At 60.5% G+C, this 21,894-nt stretch carries 26 protein-coding genes, 1 tRNA gene and 1 pseudogene; 10 read left to right on the forward strand and 18 right to left on the reverse strand.

Annotated features, from left to right (window positions below; genetic code table 11):
* On the forward strand, positions 1-312 hold a 312-nt coding region (locus EOD29_RS05880; protein ID WP_245475248.1), incomplete at its 5' end, for a transposase.
* On the opposite strand, the gene EOD29_RS05885 is transcribed toward EOD29_RS05880, so the two are convergent.
* On the reverse strand, positions 225-1,046 hold the full coding sequence (locus tag EOD29_RS05885) for a universal stress protein (RefSeq protein ID WP_127246162.1): 822 nt from the start codon (positions 1,044-1,046) through the stop codon (positions 225-227). The genes EOD29_RS05880 and EOD29_RS05885 overlap by 88 nt on opposite strands.
* A gap of 439 nt (positions 1,047-1,485) precedes the next feature.
* On the opposite strand from EOD29_RS05885, the gene rnk reads away from it, so the two are divergent.
* Together rnk and EOD29_RS05895 are read left to right on the forward strand one after the other, a co-directional pair.
* Positions 1,486-1,950: a nucleoside diphosphate kinase regulator gene (gene rnk / locus EOD29_RS05890; protein WP_067330551.1), complete on the forward strand. Its 465-nt coding sequence runs from the start codon at positions 1,486-1,488 to the stop codon at positions 1,948-1,950.
* A 159-nt stretch (positions 1,951-2,109) separates the two neighbouring features.
* On the forward strand, positions 2,110-2,673 hold the full coding sequence (locus EOD29_RS05895) for a nucleoside-diphosphate kinase (protein ID WP_127246163.1): 564 nt from the start codon (positions 2,110-2,112) through the stop codon (positions 2,671-2,673).
* An 8-nt stretch (positions 2,674-2,681) separates the two neighbouring features.
* Here the strand turns inward: EOD29_RS05895 and EOD29_RS05900 are convergent.
* A pseudogene (locus tag EOD29_RS05900) lies at positions 2,682-3,066 on the reverse strand (DUF488 family protein).
* Between the two features lie 602 nt (positions 3,067-3,668).
* Between EOD29_RS05900 and ctaD the strand changes: the two are divergent.
* Both ctaD and EOD29_RS05910 read left to right on the forward strand, forming a co-directional pair.
* A complete protein-coding gene (gene ctaD, locus EOD29_RS05905; RefSeq protein WP_127246164.1) occupies positions 3,669-5,264 on the forward strand; it encodes a cytochrome c oxidase subunit I in 1,596 nt (531 codons plus the stop codon).
* 35 nt (positions 5,265-5,299) lie between these two features.
* The gene (locus EOD29_RS05910; protein ID WP_164747379.1) at positions 5,300-5,929 is read left to right on the forward strand and encodes a Tim44/TimA family putative adaptor protein; all 630 of its coding nucleotides are present in this window, start codon (positions 5,300-5,302) and stop codon (positions 5,927-5,929) included.
* A gap of 121 nt (positions 5,930-6,050) precedes the next feature.
* Here EOD29_RS05910 and EOD29_RS37025 read toward each other — a convergent pair whose 3' ends face one another.
* From EOD29_RS37025 to EOD29_RS05950, 10 genes are all read right to left on the reverse strand, one after another.
* On the reverse strand, positions 6,051-6,449 hold the full coding sequence (locus tag EOD29_RS37025) for a universal stress protein (protein WP_245475250.1): 399 nt from the start codon (positions 6,447-6,449) through the stop codon (positions 6,051-6,053).
* A gap of 12 nt (positions 6,450-6,461) precedes the next feature.
* A complete protein-coding gene (locus EOD29_RS37030; protein ID WP_245475251.1) occupies positions 6,462-6,953 on the reverse strand; it encodes a hypothetical protein in 492 nt (163 codons plus the stop codon).
* Between the two features lie 75 nt (positions 6,954-7,028).
* Entirely contained in the window at positions 7,029-7,319 is a 291-nt protein-coding gene (locus EOD29_RS05920) for a hypothetical protein (protein WP_127216072.1), read from the reverse strand.
* 82 nt (positions 7,320-7,401) lie between these two features.
* On the reverse strand, positions 7,402-8,931 hold the full coding sequence (locus tag EOD29_RS05925) for an FAD-dependent oxidoreductase (RefSeq protein ID WP_127246166.1): 1,530 nt from the start codon (positions 8,929-8,931) through the stop codon (positions 7,402-7,404).
* Between the two features lie 345 nt (positions 8,932-9,276).
* Positions 9,277-9,933 (reverse strand): fructose-6-phosphate aldolase, encoded by a 657-nt coding sequence (gene fsa, locus EOD29_RS05930; protein WP_067330524.1) that lies wholly within the window; start codon positions 9,931-9,933, stop codon positions 9,277-9,279.
* A 125-nt stretch (positions 9,934-10,058) separates the two neighbouring features.
* Positions 10,059-10,430: a DUF488 domain-containing protein gene (locus EOD29_RS05935; protein WP_095800014.1), complete on the reverse strand. Its 372-nt coding sequence runs from the start codon at positions 10,428-10,430 to the stop codon at positions 10,059-10,061.
* Positions 10,381-10,635, reverse strand: coding sequence for a hypothetical protein (locus EOD29_RS35825; RefSeq protein ID WP_127241940.1), 255 nt, complete (start codon positions 10,633-10,635; stop codon positions 10,381-10,383). Before EOD29_RS35825 ends, EOD29_RS05935 begins: the two co-directional genes overlap by 50 nt.
* Before the next feature lie 38 nt (positions 10,636-10,673).
* Positions 10,674-11,081: a cytochrome c family protein gene (locus EOD29_RS05940; protein WP_127246167.1), complete on the reverse strand. Its 408-nt coding sequence runs from the start codon at positions 11,079-11,081 to the stop codon at positions 10,674-10,676.
* 118 nt (positions 11,082-11,199) lie between these two features.
* Positions 11,200-12,873 (reverse strand): GMC family oxidoreductase, encoded by a 1,674-nt coding sequence (locus EOD29_RS05945; RefSeq protein WP_348630409.1) that lies wholly within the window; start codon positions 12,871-12,873, stop codon positions 11,200-11,202.
* A 103-nt stretch (positions 12,874-12,976) separates the two neighbouring features.
* Positions 12,977-13,735, reverse strand: a complete 759-nt coding sequence (locus EOD29_RS05950) for a gluconate 2-dehydrogenase subunit 3 family protein (RefSeq protein WP_127216077.1) — start codon at positions 13,733-13,735, stop codon at positions 12,977-12,979.
* A gap of 189 nt (positions 13,736-13,924) precedes the next feature.
* On the opposite strand from EOD29_RS05950, the gene EOD29_RS05955 reads away from it, so the two are divergent.
* Positions 13,925-14,776 carry a LysR family transcriptional regulator gene (locus tag EOD29_RS05955; RefSeq protein WP_127216078.1) on the forward strand — a complete coding sequence of 284 codons (852 nt, stop codon included), beginning with the start codon at positions 13,925-13,927 and terminating at the stop codon, positions 14,774-14,776.
* On the opposite strand, the gene EOD29_RS05960 is transcribed toward EOD29_RS05955, so the two are convergent.
* The 3 genes from EOD29_RS05960 to EOD29_RS05970 all read right to left on the reverse strand — a co-directional run bounded on the left by EOD29_RS05960 (position 14,766) and on the right by EOD29_RS05970 (position 16,649).
* Complete coding sequence (locus tag EOD29_RS05960; RefSeq protein ID WP_127216079.1) at positions 14,766-15,617, reverse strand: ATP-binding protein; 852 nt, start codon at positions 15,615-15,617, stop codon at positions 14,766-14,768. The two genes, EOD29_RS05955 and EOD29_RS05960, sit on opposite strands and share 11 nt — an antisense overlap.
* A 73-nt stretch (positions 15,618-15,690) precedes the next feature.
* Positions 15,691-16,134, reverse strand: a complete 444-nt coding sequence (locus EOD29_RS05965) for a plastocyanin/azurin family copper-binding protein (RefSeq protein WP_127324463.1) — start codon at positions 16,132-16,134, stop codon at positions 15,691-15,693.
* 101 nt (positions 16,135-16,235) lie between these two features.
* Positions 16,236-16,649 carry a DUF5602 domain-containing protein gene (locus EOD29_RS05970; protein WP_127216081.1) on the reverse strand — a complete coding sequence of 138 codons (414 nt, stop codon included), beginning with the start codon at positions 16,647-16,649 and terminating at the stop codon, positions 16,236-16,238.
* 431 nt (positions 16,650-17,080) lie between these two features.
* On the opposite strand from EOD29_RS05970, the gene EOD29_RS05975 reads away from it, so the two are divergent.
* The 4 genes from EOD29_RS05975 to EOD29_RS05990 all read left to right on the forward strand — a co-directional run bounded on the left by EOD29_RS05975 (position 17,081) and on the right by EOD29_RS05990 (position 19,410).
* Positions 17,081-17,659 (forward strand): PTS sugar transporter subunit IIA, encoded by a 579-nt coding sequence (locus tag EOD29_RS05975; protein ID WP_127246168.1) that lies wholly within the window; start codon positions 17,081-17,083, stop codon positions 17,657-17,659.
* Positions 17,660-18,371: 712 nt separating this feature from the next.
* Positions 18,372-18,448 (forward strand) — tRNA-Pro (locus EOD29_RS05980).
* A 64-nt stretch (positions 18,449-18,512) separates the two neighbouring features.
* Positions 18,513-18,848: a hypothetical protein gene (locus EOD29_RS05985; protein ID WP_067330472.1), complete on the forward strand. Its 336-nt coding sequence runs from the start codon at positions 18,513-18,515 to the stop codon at positions 18,846-18,848.
* Between the two features lie 295 nt (positions 18,849-19,143).
* Positions 19,144-19,410, forward strand: coding sequence for a hypothetical protein (locus EOD29_RS05990; protein WP_127246169.1), 267 nt, complete (start codon positions 19,144-19,146; stop codon positions 19,408-19,410).
* Positions 19,411-19,447: 37 nt separating this feature from the next.
* Here EOD29_RS05990 and hdaA read toward each other — a convergent pair whose 3' ends face one another.
* Genes hdaA through EOD29_RS06005 form a run of 3 tightly spaced genes read right to left on the reverse strand, consistent with a single transcriptional unit; the run spans position 19,448 to position 21,894 of the window.
* Positions 19,448-20,152, reverse strand: coding sequence for a DnaA regulatory inactivator HdaA (gene hdaA, locus EOD29_RS05995; RefSeq protein ID WP_127246170.1), 705 nt, complete (start codon positions 20,150-20,152; stop codon positions 19,448-19,450).
* A 1-nt stretch (position 20,153) separates the two neighbouring features.
* Positions 20,154-21,365, reverse strand: coding sequence for an AI-2E family transporter (locus EOD29_RS06000; RefSeq protein WP_067330460.1), 1,212 nt, complete (start codon positions 21,363-21,365; stop codon positions 20,154-20,156).
* A complete protein-coding gene (locus EOD29_RS06005; protein WP_127246171.1) occupies positions 21,307-21,894 on the reverse strand; it encodes a CDP-alcohol phosphatidyltransferase family protein in 588 nt (195 codons plus the stop codon). Before EOD29_RS06005 ends, EOD29_RS06000 begins: the two co-directional genes overlap by 59 nt.

The raw sequence follows: 21,894 nt of genomic DNA on the forward strand, positions 1-21,894 counted from the left end.
GCGCCCGGCAAGCCGATGCAGAATGGCTTCATCGAGAGCTTCAACGGCCGACTGCGCGATGAACTGCTCAACGAGACACTGTTTACCTCGCTGGCTCAGGCGCGCGTAGCCATCGCCCTGTGGCGCGCCGACTACAACACCGCGCGGCCGCACTCCCAAATCGCCTGGCAGACACCGGCCGAGTTCGCCATCACCTTCAATCCGCGACGGTCGCTCGCGCTGCGCTATGCCAAAGGCTCCGCGCCAGCGACTGTCGCTTCACCCGCCCAGCAGGGCACAACCCAGGCCGGAAACGAACTCAAAACTGGATAGAAACTGGGGGCAACGTTAATTGCCTCCATGATCGCCTCGACCGGGCCGCCTTCCCTAATTTGCAGCGACCAATTGTCGACGTCAAAGTCGTTCGCTTCCAGAAATGCTATGAGTTCTTTTTCCACCTGCGAACGTTCTGTCGCCACGTAGCTCGCCAACTCGTCCTTGCCTATTCCGGCATTTGACATTTTTCCCTTGGCGAAGGCATCGAACCCATGGACCAGCGAAAAACTGGCCTCGCCTATCAATCCGGTTTCCTTCGCCGTGCTTATTGCGCGCGCCGACGGCTCGGACATATCCACGGCAGCCATCACTTTTTTGTAGGAATGTTCTACCTCAGCATTCACCATGAGCACTGGGAATTGTCCGGTGCGGATCACACGTTCGATCGTCGTTCCCACAAAGACATCACGGAGCAATTGCTTGCGGTGCGCGCCCATGACAATGAGATCGACCCCGCGCGCCTCGGCCGCATTCAAAATGCCGCGGAACGGATTCCCGGTCACGACTGCGAAATCAGATTGGAGTCCCTTCAACTCGGCGATCGAGGTCATTTGTTCTGCAAGATATCTTCGGGCCTCGCGGGTTTCGAGCCGGACTATGGCTGAGGGTTGGTCGTCGTCGACGACATGGACGAGCGTGAGTTCCGCGGCAACGTTCCGGGCCAGAAGGCCGGCCCGCCGCAATGCCCGTTGTGACCGGGTGGAAAAATCTGTCGCCGCAAGGATTTTCATGCCAGGTTCCGTCTTCCTCGTCCATGAGATCACCATCCCCTTCCTTCGGGAGACTTTGGGTAATGATCTAAGTGACGATGGTCTCGTTTGTCCGCCGAGTCACCCCAGGCGCTGGCTCAACTGTTTCAAAGTGCCGCTTTTGGCAGGTCTTGCGGCTGAGCCTGCCATTGTCCGCCTTGACTTCACGAATTACGTCACCAACTATACCTATATGAACGCCGCAGCCAAATTCTGTCGTGATTTTCTTTTCCGGGTTTGCCCCATCGCGGGATCTTAACCCCCGGCCCGGCTGCCAATGCGCCCCGAGCCGAGGGGTAACGCTTAATCGACATGTTAGGATCAGCAGGGCTCCAACCTTTTGGCGCACTGGGATCAATTTCCGAAGTCGCCTGTCCGCCACCTTTGATGGCGGCTGAGCCAGTAGAAATATGAGCATTAGATGCAGAAAAACTCGAAAATCCGGCGCAAGCCGAATATCCGCATCTCGCAGTCGGATCATGCGCGCTTATCGGTGCTCGCGAGCACTTTCGCCGCACGATATCCGGAGGCTTCCGATGAGCTGCTCGCCGAGCTCGAGCGCGCGCGGATCGTCGCCGATGGTTGGGTGTCCGCCGGTACCGTCCGGATGGGTTCAACTGTGACGTTCAAGCCCGACACCGGTGATCGGAGAACGGTAACGCTGGTTTTCCCTGGCGATGCTGACATCTCCGAAGGCAAGGTTTCGATTCTTACACCGATTGGCACAGCCCTGATCGGCCTCTCGGCTGGACAGTCAATCATGTGGACCGCCCGAGACGGGCGCCGGCACGAACTGTTGGTGCTTGGTGTGACCCAGCCCGCCCCGCAAGGTGATGGAGTCAGTCAGCTCGCACCTGCGTCTCCAACGATGGCGGCGAGCGTCTGACATGGGCGTCTCCGTCCGTCTCCTCAATCATGCAGGCAGCTTGATCGCGGGAGTCTGACCCCTGCGCCGGCTCATCTCGGTCCGGCACAGGGGTACTTCCTCACATCCGATCAACTGCAGTTGCCGGATCGCCTTGTGCGGGCCGGCTGGAGACGTACCATGCCCAATATAGACACCTGCCAACTGACCACCAAGGATTACACGATTCTTCAAGTGATACGGGAACGCCATCCGATCCGCGACGAACCCTTCTCGACTATTCTCCAGCGGAAGATTTCGAGCGCAGTTGTCATGTTTCGCGATGACATCCCAGCGAACGTCGTGACACTCAGCAGCCGCGTGGCCTATCGGGTGAACGACGGTCCTGCCGAAACCCGCATCGTCGCACATGACCAGATGCGCGGTCTGGTTGGCATGCTTTTGCCTATCACCAATCCGCGAGGCCTGGCGTTGCTCGGTCTGGCCAAGGGGCAGTCGATGTCCATTCCGACAGCGGACGGGATGCTTGAAACGCTGACGGTGCATGAAGTGGTTTACCAACCAGAAGCCGCAAGGCGCGAGAGACTGAAACTGGCGGGAGTTGCTGCATCGGATTCGCTGCGGCTGGATGGACACGGTCCGCGGGCCGTCCATCGTTCCGATGAACCGCACGACGAAGTTCAGAACAAGGTTGCGGCGGCTTTCAACGCCGGGTTCGACGACCCGGGGCCGTCGGCTGCCTGAGGGCTCGACTATGCCGAAGGCTGTGAAGGCGGGTAGACAAGCATTCCATCGGCTCCTGCCCTCACGCCGTCGGTGAGTTTCGCCGGCACGACCTTGTCATGGCTCATCAGATGAAAAACGGACTCGCCGCGGCTGATCAGGTAGTCCGCGACGATCCTTCTGTGACAGCGCCACCACAGCGCTTCCGAGCACATGACGGCACACTGCCGCTCCCTGCCGAGCGATACAAGCCGGGCCAGGCCGTCATGAAACTCCGCCGACAACGCGTAGTCGGCGTAGTTGTGAAAACTCTGGTTAATCCAGAACGCGTTTAGCTTCGCCCACATGCAGCAGGGCAACGAATTCTGGAATCGACCTGGTCGAATGACCGATAGTGTAAAACGGATAAGGCATTTTTTCCTTGTCGATCCACCTGCCAGCCATGTGGCTTCGCGCCTGGGAGGAACGATCATTTCACAACGTCGCTTTAAATCCGCCTAGCCTCCCGCAGTCCGCTCTCTCCCGCTGCATGCCCCCGAATAGATGAGTTCCGGCGCCTTGCGTGACCTCGAGCTTACCTGCCTCAATATGGGGAACTTCGGCGCCGATGTCGAAATATTGCCGGCATAGTTGTGCTCCGTTGTGGTTGTTGATCCCTAAAGACCCGCCCCTCCCACCAGCTCGCTTGCAAGAGCAATAAATTTGCACTTACGCGGCATTTAATTCCGTTTGCCTTCCTCTTCCCTCCGTAGCACGTTTGGGGCGGTACGGAGCTGGCGCCTCGGAATGCGGCGGCGGTTTCTTCGACAGAAAGCTCGCGGCCATGCACAGGCGGACCGCTGGCCATCGGCTTACGCCCGATCGGCTCCAAAGCCCACGACATTGCGATGGACGCAATGTCACGGACGACTGAAAACACGAAGCAGACAGCGCCTGGTTCTCCGATCGCGGCGGATGAATGCCGTCCCTCGCGAGAGCCATCAGGCTTGCCTGCAATGAAAGGCAGGTAGCGCACCATGTCGAATCCAGCGGCAGCGATGGAAGGCCACAAGCCCCGGTTTCTGGTCAGGTGGCTGTACTCGACCAACCACAAGGACATCGGGACGCTCTACCTGCTCTTCTCGATCTTGGCGGGGATTCTCGGCACCGCGCTTTCGATGCTGATCCGGATAGAGCTCCAGGAGCCCGGGCTGCAGATATTCAGTGATCCGATGACCTACAATGTTGCGGTCAGCTCCCACGGCCTCATCATGATCTTCTTCGTGCTCATGCCGGCGCTGATCGGCGGCTTCGGCAACTGGATGGTGCCGATCATGATCGGCGCACCCGACATGGCGTTTCCGCGCATGAACAATATCTCGTTCTGGCTGCTGGTGATGGCGTTCATCCTCTTCATCACCTCGATGTTCGTGCCGGGAGCGCCGGGCACGCTCGGCCATGGCGGCGGCTGGACGCTCTACCCGCCGCTTTCGACCTCCGGCCAGCCTGGTCCCGCGGTCGATCTCGTCATCCTTTCGATCCACCTTGCGGGAGCGTCATCGATCCTCGGAGCGATCAACTTCATCACGACCATCTTCAACATGCGCGCGCCAGGAATGACGATGCACAAGATGCCGCTCCTTGCCTGGGCGATGCTGGTGACCGCTTTCATGCTGCTGATGTCGCTGCCGGTGCTGGCCGGAGCGATCACGATGCTGCTCACGGACCGCAACTTCGGCACGACGTTCTTCGTTCCCGACGGCGGAGGTGACCCGATGCTCTACCAGCACCTGTTCTGGTTCTTCGGCCATCCGGAGGTCTACATCATGATCCTGCCCGGCTTTGGCATCATCAGCCACGTCATCTCGACCTTCGCCAGGAAGCCAATCTTCGGCTATCTCGGCATGGCGTATGCGATGGTGGCGATCGGCCTGATCGGCTTCCTCGTCTGGGCGCATCATATGTATACGACCGGCATCTCCCTCGACAGCCAGCGCTACTTCGCCTTCGCCTCGATGGTCATCGCCGTTCCCACAGGCGTGAAGGTGTTTTCGTGGCTGGCCACAATGTGGGGCGGATCGATCGAGTTCAAGACACCGATGCTGTGGGCTATCGGCTTCGTCCTGCTCTTCACCGTCGGCGGCGTCACCGGGATCATGGTCGCCAGCCCCGGAATCGACCGCTCGTTGCACGACACCTATTTCGTGATTGCCCGCTTCCACTATGTGCTGTCACTGGGCGCGGTCTTCGCCATCTTCGCTGGCTGGTACTACTGGTTCCCGAAGATGACCGGATACATGTACAGCGAGACGCTCGGGAAACTGCATTTCTGGACGATGTTCATCGGCGTCAATCTCGTTTTCTTCCCGCAGCATTTCCTCGGCATGGCCGGCATGCCGCGCCGCTACGCTGATTATCCCGATGCCTTCGCCGGCTGGAATTTCGTCTCCTCGATCGGCTCCTACATCTCGACCGCGGGGCTGTTCATCTTCTTCGTCGCGGTCGCAGAAGCTTTCAGCCGCAAGCGCCCGGCCAGCGCCAACCCGTGGGGCGAAGGGGCGACCACACTTGAATGGCAGCTGCCGTCGCCGCCGCCATTCCATCAGTGGGAAAGGCTGCCCCGGATCCACTGATATGGGCATCTTCGACAAGTCGATGGGTGAATGTCATGAGCGAGACCTCAGACCCGACCAGCCAGATCCTTCTCGTTGCGATTCTCGCGCTTTATTGGGCAATGCTTGGGAGTTGGAGCCAGCTCCTCTCCCGCTGGAACGACGAGAGGGCCAAGCGGGACACTGCAGCGGCGCGGCGGGACGAAAGTGCCGAACACACATCCTGTGCGGACATGTCCCAGGATGCGCTTCGCAAGATCGACCCGGATTTCGATCTCGCGGCATTTCTGGCCGGCGCCAGGAGGGCCTATGAAGCGATACTGCGGGCGTTTGCGGAGAGTGACATCCAGACATTGCAGCGCCTCGTCGGGCCGGAAGTGCTTGATGCCTTCGAACGAGATATCGTCGGGCGGCGCGATCGGCAAGAGATGCTGGAACTCACCTTCATCAGGACAGACGAAACGAAGGTTGTCGATGCTTTCGTGGAGAATGGCACCGCTGAGATAGTTGTTCGATACGTTTCCGACGTAGTCGGCGTTACACGCTCTGCCGACAATGCAGTCGTCGCCGGCGATCCCTGGGAGATCGTTGAGATGATCGATACGTGGACGTTCGCCTGTCAAACCCAGTCAAGGAAGCGGAACTGGATGTTGATCGCCACCGAGGGCGAACAACAACAAGCCTGAGTTCTTGCGATAGGGTCCGGCGGCAGGCTTGTCACGGTTAACGAGCACCAACCCAGCGGGCTGGGATGCGTTCGCGAAATCTGTCAGCAGGTGGGATGCACTCCGCCATCGGTGCCGGCGATCAGTTCGACATGAGCCGGTTCAGCCGATCAGCTTCAAGTAGCGAGCGGGTAGCGCCGCCGAAGATCCACTCCCTGAACCTGCTGTGGCCATAGGCGCCGGATATGACGAGATCCGCGTTCATTGCGCCGGCGACGTCGGCGATCGTTCGGCCATTGGATTTTTCCGGAAACACCTCCGCCTTGGCCTCTACGCCGTGCATGTCCAGGAAGGCGACAACATCGTCCAGCCCGTTCCAGGTTTGGTCAGTTGGGCCATCGTCGATCGTAATGACCCCAACCTCCTGAGCCATCCGCAAAAAGGGCATGGCATCTAGAACCGCGCGCCTGGCTTCACGCGTGTCCTTCCATCCGACCAGAACCTTGTTGATGCGGAAATTCTCCTGGTTGGTCGCTTCCACAAATACGGGCCGTCAGGCCTGAAGGATCAGATTGCCGAGGTCGGTCGACCGATACGCGTCGTCGAAACTGGCACCCTCCGGCGATGCTGTGACGATGACATCGGCCAACCGCGCCGATTCAATTAGCGAGCGGGTCGGATTGCCCACGGTCCCACGCCATTGCGTATGAACCGTCGTGCCAGCAATGCTTTCGAACTGCGCGTGGAGGTCCTCGAGCCGTCGCTTGATGTTCTTGCGCTGGCGCATCATGCTCTCGCCTTCGAAGGCCACTCCACCTTCCATTACAACCGGCGGCGGAACGTCGGCGGCCGACAGACCTATCAGGCGCGCGTCGAAGCGCTGGGCGAGATCGACTCCGAGCTTGACAACAGGAGCGACCATCCCGTCGATGTCGAGGTTGAGAACGATCGACTTGTAGCCCATGTTGGCTTTTCTTCCGTTGGTTGCGGTTGATCGCGGCGCCGGAACGCAAACGTCAACAGGGCCCGCCGCGAGATCCGGCAAGGTTTCAACAAACTCAAGGACGAACGATGGTTGGAGTGAGGAGTTCGCCGGCCGGCGCGATCGTCAGGTCCCCGCCTACTCGAACATAATCCGAGCGGTGCCTCTTTTGGCGATCAAGGCTCTGCGAACTTCCTGAACCCGTTCAGCCTCTCGTTTGGTATAGGGGCCCATCGGCCGGGTCTTTTCATTGCCGCGACGGACCTGGCAGTACCAACGACCGCTGTCGGAGAAGATTGCGACCGACGTCGGCATCTGATGGGACTCTTGTTCGGCAACCTCCTTGGCGAACTCGACGATCTTGGAATGATGCTGAGTGGGCGCAATGATTTGCAAATCCCTGGCAACGTCCTGTTGCAATGCGGACATAGATCGGTCTCCCTTTCGGTCACGGTGACATGCTCGGCTGCGTCATTCTCGGTGCGCTCCCACCCGTGCTCGAGAGCGCGTTCTAGCTTGCCGTTTGGCGCTCCATTTCCAGCTCGGCCTGCAAACTTTCCAGGTCGCGGAAGATCGAGGCGACAGCGAGCGTGCGCCCCTCCCGTTTGAATCGGAGCAGGCAATCCCTGGCCGCGACGTCTCCATCGACCGAGATCTCGTCCCATCGCTCGGCATGGCCGACATAGTTGATGGGCACATCGTAATGCTGGCTCCAGAAGAACGGCACAGCCGCGAACTTCTCGCGATGGCCAAGCATGTTGAGTGCGGCGGTGCGACCTTGTCTCTCCGCAACCACCCAATGCTCTACCCGAAGATTCTCGCCACTATGCGGATCGGGCCACCGGGCAATGTCGCCGGCCGCGAAAATTCCGGGCGCGCTTGTTTCCAAAAACGCGTTCACCGCAACGCCGCGATTGAGTTTGAGCCCGGCCTTTTCGGCGAGACCTATGCGTGGCCTGACGCCGACGCCGGCCACGACGAAATCCGCCATCAACGTGCCGCCGCTGCTGAGCTTCATCTTGTTGCCGTCGATGCTGGCCGCAGTCGCCTCGAGATGGAAGACGACACCCTTCTCCTCATGGAGGGCGCGGATGAAGTCGCCCATCCGCGGACCCAGGACCCGCTCCATAGGCCGTCTGTCCGGCGCTACGACATGAACGTCGATGCCGCGCGAGCGCAGCGCCGCCGCAACCTCGAGGCCGATGAAACTGGCGCCGAGCACGGCGCAGCGTCGCGCATTCGCGGCCCGCTCGATAATCGCCTTGCAGTCGGCGAAAGAGCGCAGCGTGTGGACAAATGATTGCTCGGCTCCGGGGGTAGCAAGCCGAACTGGTTCGGTCCCCGTGGCAAGGAGCAGCCTTTCGTAAGAAGTCGTGCTGCCATCCGACAGCACAACCTCGCGGGACCGCGGGTCGATGCGGTCGGCCTTTGTGTCGAGACGCAGGTCGATGTTGTTTTTCGAATAATACTTCTCGCCGCGCAGCGGAATCCAATCCTGCGGCGCCCTGCCGGCGAGATAGTCCTTTGAGAGGTTCGGTCTGTCGACGGGCGGCGCCTGGTCATCGCTGATCATGGTGATGCTGCCCTGGTATTGCTCACGCCGCAGTGTCTCGACGGCAGCGAAACCAGCCGCGCCACCCCCGACAATGACAATTCTTTCCGGAGCCGCACCGCCATCTCGCACCACCGGTGCCGTTCGCTTACGCTTCTCGACCACGAATATCTTGCCTTCTCGCTGTTCCACAGACCAGCAGGCGAGCGGGCTGAAGGCGGGCGCGCGCAGCGCCTCGCCCGTGCGCAGATCGAAGCACGCGTGATGCCACGGACACCGAACCGTGTCTTCTGCTACCAGACCGTCGACGAGCGGCCCGCCGTAATGCGTGCATGTCGCGCTGATCGCGAATACCTCGCTCCCGCGGCGCACCAGCAGCACCTGCTCGTCGCCGCAATGGCCGACGAGCTTGCCGCCATCCTCAAGATCGGCGATCGCGATGCCCTGAACCAGATCCGGACCGTTTGCCTTCGAATGGCTCCCAGCCATTTTCGTCTCCGTTGGCGATTCTCAGCGCAAGATCGATAACTGGAGCCTCGATAGACTTCGCACGCCCTGAACATGTTCCATCCAGGCGCGCCTTCAGACCGACGCTTTCGTTTTCACCGGAGCTCCCGACTAAAGCGGAACCGCTACGTCCCAGTCTCCTGCCATCCAGGGCACCATGCAAACGAATTTAGTGAGCGATTGAATGCATTTTTTGTGTTGGATTCCAGGAGCATGTGATGGACGGACGAAGTGAGGACAAAGTGAACATGCCGGCCACTTTGAGGCTGTCGGTGTCACCACGGCGCGTGTTCTCGACCAGCCCGTCGGACCGCCGGCCAGCAAGTTTTAAAGGATCGCTTGCCTGGTCTTGCCCCAGTCCGCGAGAAAGGATGCCAACCCCTTGTCGGTGAGTGGATGCTTGGCAAGGCTCCGAAGTACAGTTGGGGGAATGGTCGCAATATCGGCGCCTGCAATTGCCGCAGCTTTGACATGGAGTGGAGTGCGTATTGAAGAAGCCAGGATTTCCGTCGTGAAGCATGCGTCGTTGTCGTAGATCGCGCGGATTTCCCGGACCACTTCCATGCCGTCCAATCCGAGGTCGTCGAGCCTGCCGATGAAGGGCGAAATGAACGTCGCGCCCGCCTTGGCCGCAAGCAATGCTTGGTTTGCGGAAAAGCACAGCGTGACATTGACCTTGTGGCCGAGGCGAGCGAGCGCCCGACAAGCCCTGAACCCATCCCAGGTGGATGGTACCTTGATGGCCACGGTGGTCGCGATGCTCGCCAAACGCTCTCCTTCGGCAATCATGCCGTCGAAGTCGGTCGCGGTGACTTCCGCTGAAACCGGGCCTTCGATCGTCCCGCAGATCTCCTTGATCACATCCCTGATCGGCCGACCGGTCTTCGAGATGAGCGACGGGTTCGTGGTCACCCCATCGACAAAGCCTGCCGCGGCAAGCTCGCGAATTTCAGATATATCGGCTGTATCGACAAAGAATTTCATTGTGCGTCTCCTCGATGATTTGATGAACCTTGCTCGGTTTGGTTCCAGAAAAGTGATTTGAACCCGCTGTAGTGGTCACACGCCCCATGTCCTTGATGGCACAAAGGCAGGGCGGCGCGACGTCTCTAGCGATGTCCCAGCAAAATCTCTCTCAGGACGACGGCATCGTTGTGGGCCTCGTCATGAGCCGAGTAGACGAGCGTGACAGGGCCGTGTCGTATCAGGTCGCGGAGCCGGTCGAGCTCATCGCCATGCGCGTGGATTTCCGCCGCATATCTCCGACGGAATTCGTCCCAGCGGGCGGGATCGTGTCCGAACCATTTCCGAAGCTCGGTGCTTGGCGCGAGTTCTTTCATCCAGCAGTCGATGCCGGCATCGATCTTCTTGACCCCGCGCGGCCAAAGCCGGTCAATCAGCACCCGCGTGCCATCGTCGGCAGCTGGGCTCTCATAGGCGCGCTTCAGTTTTATGCTCTCGTCGATGGCTTTTCCGCTCATCCGTCCGTCTCCTTTCGTTGACGGCATCGAGAAGCCCGGAGAACTCGTTTCGAAGGATCATCTCGTCGGCTTGATCGGATACGATGACGAAGATGCTGCCCCGATACCGTTCGATCCAGTGATGGCCGGTTCCGTGGCTTCGCAGGTAGTCGCCGATCTGATGAACGGTCGAATACCCCAGGCCCTGATGCAGGAGGAATTTCATAAGATTGTGCTTTGCAAGCCGGACAGATCGTCCCTGGCTCAGGGAGAGGCCTTCTGTCCTTGGGCGTTGAATTGTTTCAGATAGGCGATCACATCGGCGATCTCCTGGTCTTTGCTGAGACCAGCGAATGTCATCTTCGTGCCGGGCACCAACTTGCGCGGCGCGTGCAGATATGTGGTCAGCGTCGGTTCATCCCAGGTCAGGCCCGAATTCTTGTTCGCCGCGGAATAGCTGTAACCAGGGTAAGTGCCTGCCGCACGGCCAACGACGCCATTCAATACCGGCCCTACCCCGTTCTTGGCGTCGGGCCCGACCGCATGGCAGGCCATGCATCTCTTGAAGACCGAGGCGCCGGCGTCAGCATCGCCAGGAGATTTGTCCTGCGCCTGCGCAGAGCCGACTGCGGTGAGAACCGCGGTCGTCAATCCAAGAATCGTCGATCTCATCTTCGCGTGCTTCAATCAGGGGCGGCTTGGTTGTCGCCAAGCCACCCTGGTTATGTCGGTATTCGAAACGCACAGTCTGCCGGATCCGAAGCGTGAATCCGGACCCGGCAGACCTGCCTCAGGAGGGAACCAATGGGCCGGGGTTCTTCAGATAATTCTTGATCGCGTCCGCCGCCCAATAGGCAAGAGCGCCCACCGGTCCGGTCGGATTCTTCCCGGCGTTCTGCGGGAACACGCAGGCGCCGGTGACAAATACGTTCGGGACATCCCAGACCTGAAGATGTTTGTTCAGGACGCTGGTGGTGGGGTCGGCGCCGAAAACGGCCCCGCCGGTATTGTGGGTGCTCTGATAGGGAACGATGGAATAGGGCACCGGCGGAATGCTCCGATCGACCCTGATCGCACCCATCTCCTTGGCGATGTTCACGCAAATGTCAGCCTGGCCGTTCATCTGCTTAACCTCGTTGTCCTGGAAGTCGAACGTCATCCTCATCAGCGGACGTCCGAAGATGTCCGTATAGGTTGGATCGAGGCTGAGATAGTTCTGCCTGTAGGCCATCACCGCGCCTTGATTGCCAACGTTGGCAGCATGGTCATAGTTGTCGACCACTGCCTTCTTCCAGTCCGAGCCCCAGCGCGGCGTGCCATGGGGTGTCGGATGTGACTGGATAGGCCGGGCGCCCGAGTTGCTGCAACTGATACCGCCGCCGCCGATGTATCCGGCCTTCACGAAATCGTAGTTGTCGCCGTTGAAATCATCCATGCAGGTGCCGAGCGCGCCGGCGCCCATGAAGCGGTTCAGGATGGTCTTCTTGTCGAAGAAGGCGGTAGCCCCGCCGCCGCACTGGTAGGCATAGTTTCGGCCGACCACGCCTTTACCCGTGGCGGGATCGTAAGGAACGCCGATCCCCGACTGCAGCAGCAGGTTGACGTTGCCGAGCGCGTAGGCCGACAGGATGATGAGGCCGGCAGGTTGTTCGAATTCTCGCCCGCGAGCGTCGAGATAGCTGACGCTGACGGCCTTCTTGCGGGTCGAATCGAGATTGACCTTCAGCACGATCGAATTTGTGCGCAGTTCGAAATTCGGATTCTTCAGCGCCAGCGGAATAACGGTGAAATGCGGGCTGGCTTTTGCATTCGCCTCGCAGCCGAAACGCTCGCAGTAGCCGCAGTAGTGGCATTGGCCGAACGCCACGCCATCGGGATTGACGTAATCGCGAGACGCGTTGGACGAGGGGTTTGGGAAGGGATGGTAGCCGAGGTTGCGGGCCGCCTTCTCGAACATCACCATGCTCTGCGCGGCGATCATTGGCGGGTTGGGATAATCTTCCTTGCGCGAGCCCTCGAAGATATTGCCGCCGTCGATTTTCTTGCCGTTGAGATTGCCGGCCTTCCCGGAGGTGCCGCAGGTCTTTTCGAACTTGTCGTAATAAGGTTCGAGATCGTCATAGGTGATCGGCCAGTCCTGCAGGTGCATGTCCGAAGGGATGATCTTTTCGCCGTACTTGTCGACGGTCCGGGTGCGCGCCTGATGATCCCATTCGAGCCAGCGCCAGGTCACGCCGTTCCAATGCACGCCGGCACCGCCGACACCCTGCCCTGGCAAGAACGAGCCGAGTTGACGCATCGGCAGCGCCGTTTGCGATTCACTATTGCGGAATGTGATGGTTTCCCGCCGCACGTTCTGCATGAGGTCGTGGCGGGCGGCGTAGCGCAGTTCGTCGTGGATTTCAGGATCGATGAAATCCGGATTGGTGTCACGCGGGCCTCCCCGCTCAAGGGCGACGATCAAGCTCCTTGGCAATGATGCCGCCTGTCCATCCAAGACCGACAATCAGCACATCGACCGGGTTCAGTTTGGTGGCCATGTCAAAGTCTCCTTTTTCTTGCGGCGATCAAATGAGGTCCTGGATGCCCTTCGGTTCAGCCTTGTAGGGCTTGTTCCGGAACGGCTCGATCTTGTCCGCGTACATGGCATCTGCGCCGGGGAAGCCGATCATCTTCCAGGCAGCCGCGTCCTTGTTCCCGCCGTACATCGGGTCCGCGAAATAACCCTCGATCGTGAGCTGCAGAAGGAGGCTGAAGAAGGTTGCAGCGGGCACCGTTGGAAGCTCGGTCTTCGTGGCCTCAAGGTCCGCCATAGTGGCGGCGCGATCCTTTGCCGAAAGGGCCGCGAAGCTGTTCTTGTGGCTTTTCTGTACGACGGCATTGACGTCGGCGATTCCCGCCCGGATCAGCTCCGAGGGCGTCATCGGCAATTGATATCCCTGCCCGGGCGTACCCTCGCCGAACGGCCCTTCCAGATAAAGCCGGTCGCCCTTGCCGTATCCGCTGGCCATCTGCCGGTCGATGTATGTCGCCACGCCAAGCTCCTTGGCTCCGGGACCGGCCGCATCGTTTGGAATGAGCGTGTCGACCGCCGCCTCGACGAAGGCGGATTCGTCGACATTGAAGAATTCGTAGCCACCGCCTCGGGCACGAGGTTCGGCGGCGTGATGGTGCTTCGTGTCCGTGGCGGCCGCTGCCACGATCTCGTCCGCCGATGCGGATCCGCCAAACGGCAGGGTGCCCGCTGCCGCGCCGGCCGCGCCGAACAGTTTTAGAAAGTCACGACGTCCGACATCGCCTTGGCCGTTCTTTTCATTCGTCGACATGATCGCTCCTGTGACACCGCGGGCAAACGAGGGGGTGAGGATGGAGAGGCCTATGCCCGCTCCATCCCGGCGCTGCGCCGCGTTCAGCGCTCAATCCGGTGAGTATTCGGAGAGCCTAATGTTCGCGCCCACTATGTGGCAAACGAAATTCATTGACATTTAAGCGCAATTTTTATGCTATTAGCGGTCATGGATATTGAACTCGCTCGCACCTTCATTGAGATCGTCTCGACCGGGAGCTTCATTCGCGCCTCGGAGCGCTTGAACGTCGCCCAGACGACCGTCAGCGCACGGATCCGCAACCTCGAGCAACAATTGGGCCGATCACTCTTCGTTCGCCACAAAGGCGGCGCTTCGCTCACGCCCGCGGGTGAGCAATTTCTGCGGCACGCTCCGATGTTCGTCCAACTATGGCAACGCACCCTTCACCAGGTTGCCGTGCCTCCGGGACGCCGGGCCGTCCTGACGGTCGGCAGCGAAGTCAGCCTTGCGCAACCTCTTCTGCTCGACTGGGTCCGCTGGATGCGCCGCTCGCTTCAGGATATCGCGCTGCGAGTACACGTCGACGTGCCACAGGACCTGATCAACCAGGTCGCCTCGGGAATGGTCGACATAGCCATCATGTACGCGCCCCCACACAGACCGGGCTTGAAGATCGATCTGCTTCTTGAGGAAAAACTGGTTCTCGCGACCACCAACCCCGAAGCGCAACTCCTGGACGGATCCGATTATGTCTATATGGATTGGGGGCCGGATTTTGAGCTTCATCACGGCGTGAATTTCCCGAGTGCTGCGCCGGATCTTTCCTTCGACCTCGGTCCGCTCGGATTGAACTATGTTCTGGCCGCTGGCGGGTCCGGATATTTCCGAATGAGCTCCGTGCAACCTCACATAGAAGCCGGCCGGCTTCATCTTGTGCCTGAAATGCCCCAGTTCTCCTATCCGGTCTATGCGGTGCAGTCCGCAAGTGCGGATGGAAGCGTAGTAGGTCCTGCCCTGTCAGGATTACATGCCGTTGCAGGCGGCGACGTTAAATTCTAGTCATTCTTGCTTTTACATCCGATCGGATTGACGGGAACAGCAGGTCGACTGTCGTCCCAATCCCCGGCTCGCTCGCGATGCGAACATGGCCGCCGATCATACGCATCAATGCGCGCACTTGCGGCAGCCCCATGCCGGTACCTTCCTCACCCTTCGTGGTGAAGAAAGGATCGAACACGTTTCGCAACACTTCGGCGGTCATGCCGCAACCTTGGTCCTTGACGCTAACGCAGACATAGGTTCCCGGCCCAGGCGGGTCGGGTGTCGCGGTCTCCTGCACCAACGGCCCGGTGATGACCCTGATCTCGCCGCCATTTGGCATGGCATCGCGCGCGTTGACGACGAGATTAAGCACTGCGGTGTCGAACAATGCGGGATCGATCAGGCAGTCGGGAATTTCTGCACCGAGTTCAAGCTCGACGCGCACATCGGGTCCGCCGCCGTACCTCAGCAAAGGCGCGAAGGATCTGAGGAATTCATTCACGTCGCCAGCATGAGCATCAAGTTCCTGGTGCTTTGCAAAGGCGAGGAGCTGCGAGGTCAAATCGATCCCGCGATTGATTCCTTCCCGCGCCAGCGTGATGCAGGCCCTCACACGGTTGGGCTCGTCGGCTCTTGCTTCGGCAAACCTCAGGCCGGACTCGATGACCGCCAGCAGGTTCCTGAAGTCATGCGCAATGCCGCCAGTCATCTCGCCCAATGCAGCAAGGCGATTCCTCGCACGCTCGCGTCCCTCGACTACGGCCCAGCCATCGATAGAAGCGTCCAGCAGCTGAGAGCGCCCGCCTCGCGCAGCTTGAGACCGCGACTGATTTTCGCATGTATGCACGTCGCCTGTCATGAGAGCCCTCCCCCAATCGACGACAGCCGGGAACTCGTGCCCCGGTCTGACGCAGCATCCAATCTTCCTTGTTTCAGCCCGGTCCCGTAGGCATGGTCTGATCGCGCCGGACGAACCCTCGTGTCATGATGTCTTCGACTTTCGGAAATGCCTTGAGGGCCGCCTCCGGCAGATCGCCATTCGGGCCAACCAGCTCGCTCCAGCCATGTGCCTCGGGCGCGCCGACGATGATACGTCCGACCATTCCGGCGTGCTCATGCGGGATGCAATAGTAGTCATAGACCCCCTTCTCGATGAAAATGACCGAAAAGCTCTCGTTGGGCAGGAGGTAATCGGAATCCCACGGTTTTGCCGCCTTGGGCATGCGGCGCGGTCTCCCGAAGTTCGTCGGACTGTAGGCAGTCGTCGTGTGCGAATTGCCGGAATTGAGATTCGTCCAGCGCACCGTCTGTCCCGGTTCGACCAGGATGCCGATCGGGTCGAACCAGACCTGTGAGCCGTCGTCGCGGCCTCGCATTCTGATTTCCACCACCTCGTCGGCCCACGCGACCTGGGGAGAGAGGGAAAGGGCAGCCACAAGCCCGCCACCCCCGCCCAGTACCTGACGACGTGTGAAGCTCATTTGGCGACACGTGCTTCGTCGGCGGTAGAGACGTGCCACAACACGACGTGGACGTGCGGTTCCGGAACGCCGGGATGCCCGGCATTGTAGTAGATGTCGACATGGTCGACATTGCCGCCTGGCGCCTTGAGGTCGTCCAAACGCTTGTCCGGATTGAGATCCTTGATCGGCAGCATATAGATGGTGCTGACAAGCTTGCCGTCATGGTCATAGGCAAGGAACGGGCCGGCAGGCAATGTCGTCGGATCGACGAAAAGTTGGCCCATGCCCGGCAGGAAGTCGGGCAGCTTCACGAGCTTGCTGACCTGTTCGTAAGGAGCCGCTGGTGGGGCTTTGGTGACCTCATCCGCCGCCATGGCGCAAAGCGAACTGCCCGCTGTGAAGGCAACTGCGAGGATGAGTTTTTTCATCACGGTATCTCCTTGTTGAACTAAAAATGCGACCACCGTTGATCTATAGGAAGGTGGACAACCGATATTCATTGGTGAGACGGGCATATCGCGTCCAAACCAGCAAGCAGGAGACTGTTCCGGTCGTCAAACGAAATTAACTGTTGTCTCAGTGCACTATTTTTGCTCGTCAGATCGCGTACGGTTTGCTTGATTTCGAAAAATCTTTCACTACCTTCAAACTGCTATGCATATTTTTAACCTCGATTTCCGGCGAATGCCGAAACGCCTCAAAACGGGCCATTAACCCGGACGCGAGAATGTCCTGGCTTCGCGTCCGGGACGGCCAGGATCTCAACTTCATTCGAAAGTGATTTCGGCTTCTGCCTAAGCAGCGCGGCTGAACACTCATTTGTCGCTTGCGTTTGGATCGACGCGGAGGTTTGACCCTGATGATCTCCCCCATCTTGTCGGAAGAAGACATCTCGCTTGATCTTGTGACAAAAGGAAAGCAATCAGCCTTGTCGAAAATCGCGATCAGGATCGCTCGAAGGAGTGGACTTGACGAGAAGGTGGTTCTCCGCGGTCTTTTCGACCGCGAGCGCCTCGCCTCGACTGGCATCGGTCGTGGCGTGGCGATCCCGCACGCTCTGCTGGAGAACATCTGCTCGCCTGTCGCGTCTTTGACACGCTTGGCCCCGCCTGTGGATTTCGACGGTCCCGACGACGACCCAGTCGATCTCATTTACACTATCCTTTGGCCGCGCTCAGCCTCTTCCGCCTTCCTCCCTGCCCTTTCGCGAATATGCCGGCTGCTTCGGGCATCTCAGGTTCGGGAGCGGCTCCGCCTTGCACAATCCGCAGATGAGGCGTTGACGGTTCTCGAAACTCAGCTGCTCCCGAGTTCCACCAATTTGCATATTTCCCCGGAGGGGTTGGAGTTGTATCGTATGGGGATGCAGCGCTGCCTTGCGGGGCGCGGTGCGATGGCCTCATTTCCGAGCACCCCTGACCGCTACACACCGCGATGATGCCCGAAAACTTCCTCGTAGGCCCCCCGTTCCCCGGCTGTATTGGCGACGGGCGAGCCAGCGGGCCACTAGGAACGCTGGAACTACGTGAGATGGCTGCGTGTGGACAATTGGGTGCAGTCTAGGCTTCGACTGGACGGATGTCACACTACCGCATGGGAAGAGCGCTCTTTCTGGGAAGTAGACGAGAATGGTTAAGCCGAAGAAAAACGACAAGCCAGTTTCAAGGCAGTTCGAGTCTAACATTAACCGTGACAGCAGCTTGCTGCCGATGCTGATCGGCGGGCTTGTCCTGAATCATTATCGGGGCAACCGTCGTTATGATGTTCGTTTAGTTTCGCATGGGTACCGACGCGAATAGCGGCCGTGACCCACCCGCCATTAGGCCTGCTGATCAATTTGACAGGACTCTGGCCTCGTTACGTGGATGTGTGGTGACGCGAAGCTCAACGGCGGGCGCGGTCGATAGAGATGTTGCTAGGCGCGCATCCGTACGCCGCCGCGTATCTGCGCCTGCCCATCGCCCGCAGCCGGCATCGAGACTTATCATCTTGAACCTCGGCTCGAAAGCAGGAGGGGGGAACGACTGGGCAACACCGTGGGACTTTCCGTGGGACTTTGCGTGCCGGACTCTGCCAATGTACGCCGTTCGTTCCGCTCTTCCATTTTGGGGCTTGCTCAAAATGGTTCGGAACCCTATGGGGATGCCGTTCGGAGTGTAGCGCAGCCTGGTAGCGCACCTGATTTGGGATCAGGGGGTCGCGTGTTCGAATCACGCCACTCCGACCAGTTTCCTGAACATCTTAGAGCCCGCGCTTCGGGAACCCTGTCGGCCTTCAGAAGTTCTGTTGCCATGGCCGACACTCCAAGGACCCCCACCATCGCCCGCATCTGGCGCGGCCGGACCTTGCCGGAAAAAGCCGACGATTATGAAGCTTACAATTACGAGACCGGCATCAAGCCGCTCATCGAAAAGGCAGTCGGCGTCCAGACATTTCGCGAGGACACGGCGACCCATTCCGAGTTCGTGACGATCTCCTATTGGGAGAGCATCGAGGCAATGGCGCGCTTCACCGGCGGCGGGCCGACCCAGGTCCACCACCTCGACCGCGACGCGGAATTCCTGATCGAGCTGCCGAAGAGCGTGCAAGTGCTGCGCTTGCTCACCAGCCATGGCAAGACGGGCTGAAGGTGTCCAGCATCGAGCAACAGGCCTTGATCTCTGAAGGGAGCCGTCGGCGTGGAACCGAGTAAACCCGCCGGGCGAGTCCCCAACAACCTCGAGCCCGGCGAGCCTACAACCCGATCTGCAATGTGACCGGGACCGGGATCAACCGGCCCCTTCCACGCTGCAAGATGGATGCCAGGGAAATGGCTCGAAATGGGACAGCCACGATCGTCCCGCAACTCCGGACGGAAAACCGCTACGCGCTTTTCCCGGAGTTGCTCTAGACTCCGGGCAAACGGGGCAAGGGGGACTCTGGATGCCTATTCTCGAGGCGCTGCTGTCGCTGATCGGCCCGGCCTATTTGGCCTATTATGGCTTCGCGGTTCCGGTCGCGGTCGCCTGGGCAATCCTGTGCGCTACTCTGTGGGTTTGGAACAACCGGCCGAGCAAGAGGCAGAATGGCAGCGTCGCCCCGTCGCGGATCGCCAGCCTGGTGCTCTTCGTCTTTGTCGCCGCATGCTGCGTGGCGACGCATACGGGGGTCTATCTGCTGGCTCGGCATCTGGCCGGACTATGGGCGTAAAGAGCGCACAACCTCGAGAACAGCCTTCCTCGATACTCTAAATATCGAACTCGCCCTGGCCCTCATCCATGGCGCTGACGGTCTCGGCGGCAAGCGCTCGGGTGATCGGCGTCTTGCGCTCGAGAGCGGCGCGGTCGAGGCGCTCCACGACCCGCATGGCGGTCGCCAGCGAGCGTTCGATGCGCCGCACCAGATATTGCACGACATGCGGCTCGACCTCGACCTGGCGGTCGGCGAAGAGCTTGGTGATAACGCCGGCGAGCAGCAGGTCGTCCGGCTCGTGGATCTCGATGGTCGCCGCCGCTTTCAGCCGCGAGATGAGATCCGGCAGCGCGACGCGCCAGGCCGAGGGAAAGCGCCGCGCCGTCAGAAGCAGCGTGGAGCCGGCGCCGCGCACGGTGTTGATCAGGTGGAACAGGCCTTGCTCGTCGATCGGGAGCTTGTCGATGTCGTCGATCAGCGCGGGGCTCGCACCTAGCCCGCCAATGTGCTCGCCGATGCTGTCGGGAGCGATGGCGACAGCGTGCGCATGCGCTTGCCAGATCTGGGCGAGATGCGTCTTGCCGGACCCGGGAGGGCCGGCGAGCACCACCACCGGCGCGGGCCAGTCCGGCCAGCGGTCGACCAGTGCTGCGGCCTGCGCGTTGGCGCCTGAGACGACGAGCTCGTCGCGCGAGTAGCCGGTACCGTGGCCGAGATCGAGCGGCAGCTGGCGCGGTGGATCGGTTCGTTCGCCAGTCATTTCAGCCACGCGGCTGTGAGCGGCGGCCGCCGCCGCGATCCGCCGGCAAAGGAGGTGCTGGCTCTGTGGCATGGCCGTTGTAAAGCGGCGATTCGAGGTAGCGGGCAATCGCAAAGCGCACCAGCACGGCAATGGCCGCCGAAGCCGGCACCGCAATCAGCAGGCCGACGAAGCCGAACAGCGCACCGAAGGCAAAGAGCGCGAACATCAGCCAAACCGGGTGCAGGCCGACGCTTTTGCCGACCAGCCTCGGCTGCAGGATATTGCCCTCGATGAACTGGCCGACGAAGAACACGCAGACCACCGCCACGATCATCGTCCAATCCGGCCAGAACTGGACGAAGGCGACGCCGACAGCAAGCACCAGCCCGGTCAGCGAGCCCACATAGGGGATGAAGGAGATCAGCCCGGCGAAGAAGCCGATGAGGATGGCGAAGTTCAGCCCCGTCAGCGTCAGGCCGGTAGCGTACATGGCGCCCAGCACAAGGCAGAGCGTGCCCTGCCCGCGCACGAAGCCGGCGGTGGCGGTGTTGATGTCGCGGGCAAGCGCCCTGACCGTCTCGACATAATCTCGCGGCACCCAGCTGTCGACCACGGCCACCATCCGGTCCCAGTCGAGCAGCATGTAGAAGGCAACGACCGGGGTGACGACGAAGAGGCTGACCACCGAAACCAGCGCCACGCCCGAGCTCCAGATCGAGGTGAAGACGGTGGTGAGCAGCCCGAAGCCGGTGGTGAGCAGCGAGTTCAGTCCTTCGCGCAGGCTGGCCGCGTTGACGCCAAAACGCTGCTCCAGCCACTTCGGGTCGAAGCTGGTGATGAGCGACTGCAGGCGGGTGAGATATTCCGGCAGCTTGCGCGCGAAATCGGCCATCTGCGTGGCCAGCACAGGGACCAGAATAACGAAGGCGAGCACTACGACGACGACGAAGGCAATGAGGATCACCACCGTCGCCATCAGCCGGGAGAGGCCGAGCCGCTGCAGCCGATCAGCCACCGGATCGAGGAAATAAGCGAGCACCATGCCGGCGACGAAGGGCAAGAGGATGCCGGAGAAGACATAGAGGAACAGCGCCAGAAGCACGGCGACGATCAGCCAGAACGCGATCTGCCGGCGCAACGCGGTCGAGGCCGCGGCCGTCCAGGCTTCGCCGTCAGGTGTCCGTGCTGGAATTGCCCGACTTGGTGTTGCTCGTCCGGGAGCCTTCGCCATAGCCACTCATATGCCTTAGCCAGGCCACGAGATAGGCCGCGGCCGAAGCCACGGTCAAGACCCCCGAGAGCAATATGAGGGCCGGCCGGAGCGGATAGAGATGCATGGAAAAGGCAAGCTCGCCCAGCACAAGCGCCGCCAGCGCGATCTGCACGGCGGTGTTCACCTTCGACACCAAGAGCGGCTTCATCTCGACCGGCTGCGCCATCACGCTGGACAAAAGCACGGCGCAGACGATCAGCGCGTCGCGCGAGACCATGGTCACGACAAGCCAGAGCGGCAGTTCCCCGGCATAACCCATGACGACGAAGACCGAGACCAGGAGGAGCTTGTCGGCGACCGGATCGAGATAAGCGCCGAGCCGCGAGAACAACCGGTAGCGGCGAGCGATGAAACCGTCGACGCCGTCGGAGATGCCGGCGACGAGGAAGCCGGCAAAGGCCCAGTCCCAGTGCGCCTGCAGCATGGCCAGCACCACGGCCGGCACCAGCAACAGCCGCATGATCGTGATCATGTTAGGTATGGTCAC

The organism is Mesorhizobium sp. M1A.T.Ca.IN.004.03.1.1, assembly GCF_003997555.1.
Classification (GTDB): Bacteria; Pseudomonadota; Alphaproteobacteria; order Rhizobiales; family Rhizobiaceae; genus Mesorhizobium.